This is a genomic window from Nonomuraea antri, from assembly GCF_013283785.1.
Lineage (GTDB): Bacteria > Actinomycetota > Actinomycetes > Streptosporangiales > Streptosporangiaceae > Nonomuraea > Nonomuraea antri.
On sequence record NZ_JABCPZ010000427.1, the window covers coordinates 1 to 3892 of the forward strand.

Here is a 3892-nt window from a genome sequence, read left to right on the forward strand (position 1 = left end):
GGGCAGTGGGCCGGTGGGTCCGGGGGGCGAGGTACGGCGGGAGCCGTCGGCGCAGGAGCGCAGGCTCGCCTGGAGCCGGGGCGTGATCGCCGCTCTGGCCGCGCTGCTGGTGACCGCCGCCGTCGTGCTCATCGTGATCATCCCGACGCTGCGCCAGGGCGGCACGTCGGCGGCCTGGCCGACCGTGACCGCCGCGCCGTCCGGTCAAGGGGTGCCCAGGTCGAAACCGGAGAAGTCGGCGCCGACCAAGGCCAGGAGCACCGCGCAGGAACGCAAGCCCACCGCCGACCCGCCGGTGGTGGCCAGGCCGCCCGCGGGCATCCAGGTGCCCACCCTGGTCGGGCTGGACCGGGCGGCGGCGATCAAGGCGATCAAGGCCGCCGGGCTGCTGGCCGGGGCGGTCAGCAAGGTCGACTCGCCGCAGCGGATCGACCAGGTGCTCGGCAGCCGCCCGGCCGGCGGCGCGAACGTGGCCAAGGGCGCCAAGGTCACGCTGCAGGTCTCCGCCGGACTGCCGGTGCCCGCCCTGGCCGGGATGCGGCGCAAGGCCGCCGAGTCCGCGCTGACCGCCGCCGGGCTGGCCGCAGGACCGATCAGCCGCGCCTGCTCGACGCAGCCCGACGGCCAGGTGCTCGACACCCGCCCGCAGGCCGGGCGGCGCGTCCCCGGCGGCACCCCAGTGGCGCTGGTCCTGGCCAGGCACGGCGTCGCCGTACCGGCCGTGGTGGGCCGCGCGCAGGCCGACGCGCGCACCGCGCTGTCGGCCGCCGGCCTCGGCGTCCGGGTCAAGGGTCAGGTCGTCGAGGACGAGTCGCTGGTGGACATGGTGCTCAGCCAGAGTGTCCCGGCCGGGACCTGCGCCGGGCCGAACGTCTCGGTGGGCATCGTGGTCGGCGTGGCCGGACAGACCGGCCCCGACCCCGCCGAGCCCACCCAGACCGTCAAGCCCCCGGCCGGGGAGGTGCCGTAACCCCTCAGGCCAGGGTGATGACCTCGCCGGTGAGCCTGGAGCGTTCGGCGGCCCAGGCGATGAGGTGGCTGTGCAGGCTCTCGCCCGGCGACGACAGGATCGGGGCGCGGTCCCCGGTGGCGACGGCGTCCAGGAACGCCCGCACCAGCCCGGCGTCGCCGCCGCCGTGCCCGCCGCCGGCCGTCGAGTCGCCCGTGGGACGGGTGTCGACGGTCTCGATCTCGCGGGTCACGAAGTCGTGCACGATCAGCCGGTCGCCGTCGCCCTCGATCGAGCCGTGGGTGCCGAAGATCCGGGTCTGGCGGTGCGCGGACGGGGTGAAACCGGTCATCGTGAACGAGGCGGTGGCCCCGTCGTCGAACTCCAGGTTCACCACCTGGTGGTCGACCACGTCGTTGTCGCAGGCGTACACGCAGCGGCCGTACGGGCCGGTGCGCAGCGCGGCCAGCACGCCCGCCTCGGAGACGTCGTCGGTGATGACCGACAGCGGCCACGCCTCGCGCCCGGCCAGCGGCAGGTAGATGCGTTTGGCCGAGTACGGGCAGCCCGCCTCCACCGCGCAGTCCAGGCAGCGCTCGGCCGCGCCGTCAGGGCGGTTCTCCGGGCGGAAGTGCTTGCGCCCGCCGAACGACGAGACCCGCCTGACCTGCCTGCCGGTCACGTGCACCAGCCAGTCGAGGTCGTGGCAGGACTTGGCCAGGAGCATGAAGGTGGATTCGTCCGTCCTGCGCCAGTTGCCGCGGACGTAGGAGTGCGCCTGGTGCCACCAGCCGACCGGCTCCAGGTGCTGGACGCTGACGATCTCGCCGATCCGGCCCGCGTCGAGCAGCGACTTCAACGTCCGGGTGTAGGGCGTGTAGCGCAGCACGTGGCAGACCGCGAACACGGAGCCGGAGCGGTCGGCGGCGGCCACGATCGCGCGGCAGTCGTCCTCGGCGACGGCCATCGGCTTCTCCAGCAGGATGTGGTAGCCGAGTTCGGCGAAACGCACCGCGGGCTCGACGTGGTCCCGGTCCTGGGTGGCGATGATCACGGCGTCCGCCCGGCGGGGGAGCGCCGCCAGCTCGCGCCAGTCCGCGTACTGCTCGGCCCCGGGGAACCCGGCGCGGCGGCCGGGCAGCGGGTCGGCGACCGCCACCACCGTGGCCCGCCCCGACTCGACGGCATGGCGGGCGTAGGACGTGCCACGCGAACCCGCGCCCGCGACGGCGAGCGTCACCATTGCGCCTCCACAGCTGCCTGACCTGGATGATTCCCGCTCATGACGCCTTGGGCGATCCCGAGCAGGACCGAGCGTACCTGCTCCTGTGGCAGGTCCATGGTCTGCACGACGCCCCACTGCAACGCCCCCAGCAGCGCCCAGCCCCCGAGCCTGGCCTCCGGGCCGGGGCTCGGACCGGCGAGCCTGGCGAAGATCTCGTCGCGGAAGGTCCTGATGGCCTCGCCGGGAGAGCCGGGCGGCGCGTTGTCGGCCCCGCCGATGTCCTCCATGACCAGGCGCAACACCGCCCGATGGCGGACCACGAACGCGACGAGCGCCGCGACGAACGCCTGCCTGTCGCCGTCGAAGTCGGCGCCGAGCAGGTCGAGCATGTCGTCGGCGGCCGGCGCGATCAGTTCGGCGGCCAGGCGGTCCTTGGGGTGGAAGTGGTAGGCCACGGCGGTCTTGGTCAGCCCGACGGCGGCCGCGATGTCCGACAGGGACGTGGCCGCGTAGCCGCGCTCGGCGAACAGCTCTCTGGCGGCGGCCAGGATCCGGGTGCGGGTGTCGTCGGCTGTGGTCATCATCTCATTTCCACGTTCGCTACAGCCTTCCGATATTTCCCCGTTTTATCGTAATCCTGTACGACCGTACAGAACGGCCGTCGAATGAGGGACAGCGAATGACGCGTTTTCTTGGCCGGCTGGGCGGTTGGTGCGCCCGGCACGGACGGATCGTCCTGGCGTTATGGGTGGTCGCGGCGGCCGCCCTGATGGGCGGCAGCGTCGCGCTCGGCGCCCCGGTCAGCAACGACGTGACCATTCCGGGAACCGACGCGCAGCGGGCGCACGACCTGATGCGTTCCGGGTTCGGCCCCGGTTACGGCACGGCCGGCACCGTCCAGCTCGTGCTCTATTCGCCGGAGATCCCGCTCACCTCGGTCCGGCGCCGGGCGGCCGTCGAGCGGTCGATGGACAACCTCAGGAAGATGCCGCACGTCGTGCAGGTGGACTCGCCCTACCGGCGGGGCGGGATCTCCTCGAACTTGCAGATCGGGCTCATCACCGTCAAGCTGGCGGGGCACGACACCACCAAGGTCGCCGAGACCACGCAGGCGCTGTCCAAGGCGGCCGGCCCGGCGCGGGCGCTCGGCGTCGAGGTGGTGGCGGCCGACAGCTCCACGCCCGCCGACAAGGAGATCAAGACCGGCCCGAGCGAGGTCATCGGCGTGCTCTGCGCGCTGGTGGTGCTGGTGTTCGCGTTCGGCACGCTGGTCGCCGCGCTGGTGCCGATCTTCACCGCGCTGGTCAGCGTCGCGGCCGGGCTCGGCGTGATCGGCCTGCTCGGGCACGTCGTCGACGTACCGAAACAGGCGGGCATCATGGCCACGATGATCGGCCTGGGCGTCGGCATCGACTACGCGTTGTTCCTGCTGTCGCGTTACCGCCGGCTGCTCGCCGGCGGGGTGCCGGTGGTCGAGTCGGTCCGGCGCACCGTGGCGAGCTCGGGCGGCGCCGTGGTGTTCGCCGGCGGCACGGTGATCATCGCGTTGAGCGCCCTGGTGCTCGGCGGGTTCCCGCTGCTGCAGACGCTCGGCTGGATCACCGGGATCTCCGTGGTGATGGCCGTGCTGACGTCCGTGACGCTGGTGCCCGCGCTGCTCGGGGTGCTGGGCGGGCGGATCAACGCGCTCAAGGTGCCGTTCCTGGGCAGGGGTGCGG

The 3892-nt window shown here is 73.1% G+C and carries 4 protein-coding genes; 2 read left to right on the forward strand and 2 right to left on the reverse strand.

The genetic code is table 11. The annotated features are described in order from the left end of the window. Positions 1-970, forward strand: a 970-nt coding sequence (locus HII36_RS53780) for a PASTA domain-containing protein (protein ID WP_217371101.1), incomplete at its 5' end; no start/stop codon positions are given. A gap of 4 nt (positions 971-974) precedes the next feature. Here HII36_RS53780 and HII36_RS53785 read toward each other — a convergent pair. Next, positions 975-2192 carry a Gfo/Idh/MocA family protein gene (locus tag HII36_RS53785; protein ID WP_173531136.1) on the reverse strand — a complete coding sequence of 406 codons (1218 nt, stop codon included), beginning with the start codon at positions 2190-2192 and terminating at the stop codon, positions 975-977. Beyond that, the gene (locus tag HII36_RS53790) at positions 2186-2758 is read right to left on the reverse strand and encodes a TetR/AcrR family transcriptional regulator (protein ID WP_236005172.1); all 573 of its coding nucleotides are present in this window, start codon (positions 2756-2758) and stop codon (positions 2186-2188) included. Before HII36_RS53790 ends, HII36_RS53785 begins: the two co-directional genes overlap by 7 nt. Before the next feature lie 95 nt (positions 2759-2853). Between HII36_RS53790 and HII36_RS53795 the strand changes: the two genes are divergently transcribed. Further along, positions 2854-3892 (forward strand): MMPL family transporter (locus tag HII36_RS53795; RefSeq protein WP_173531137.1); only part of this gene is annotated, 1039 nt, incomplete at its 3' end.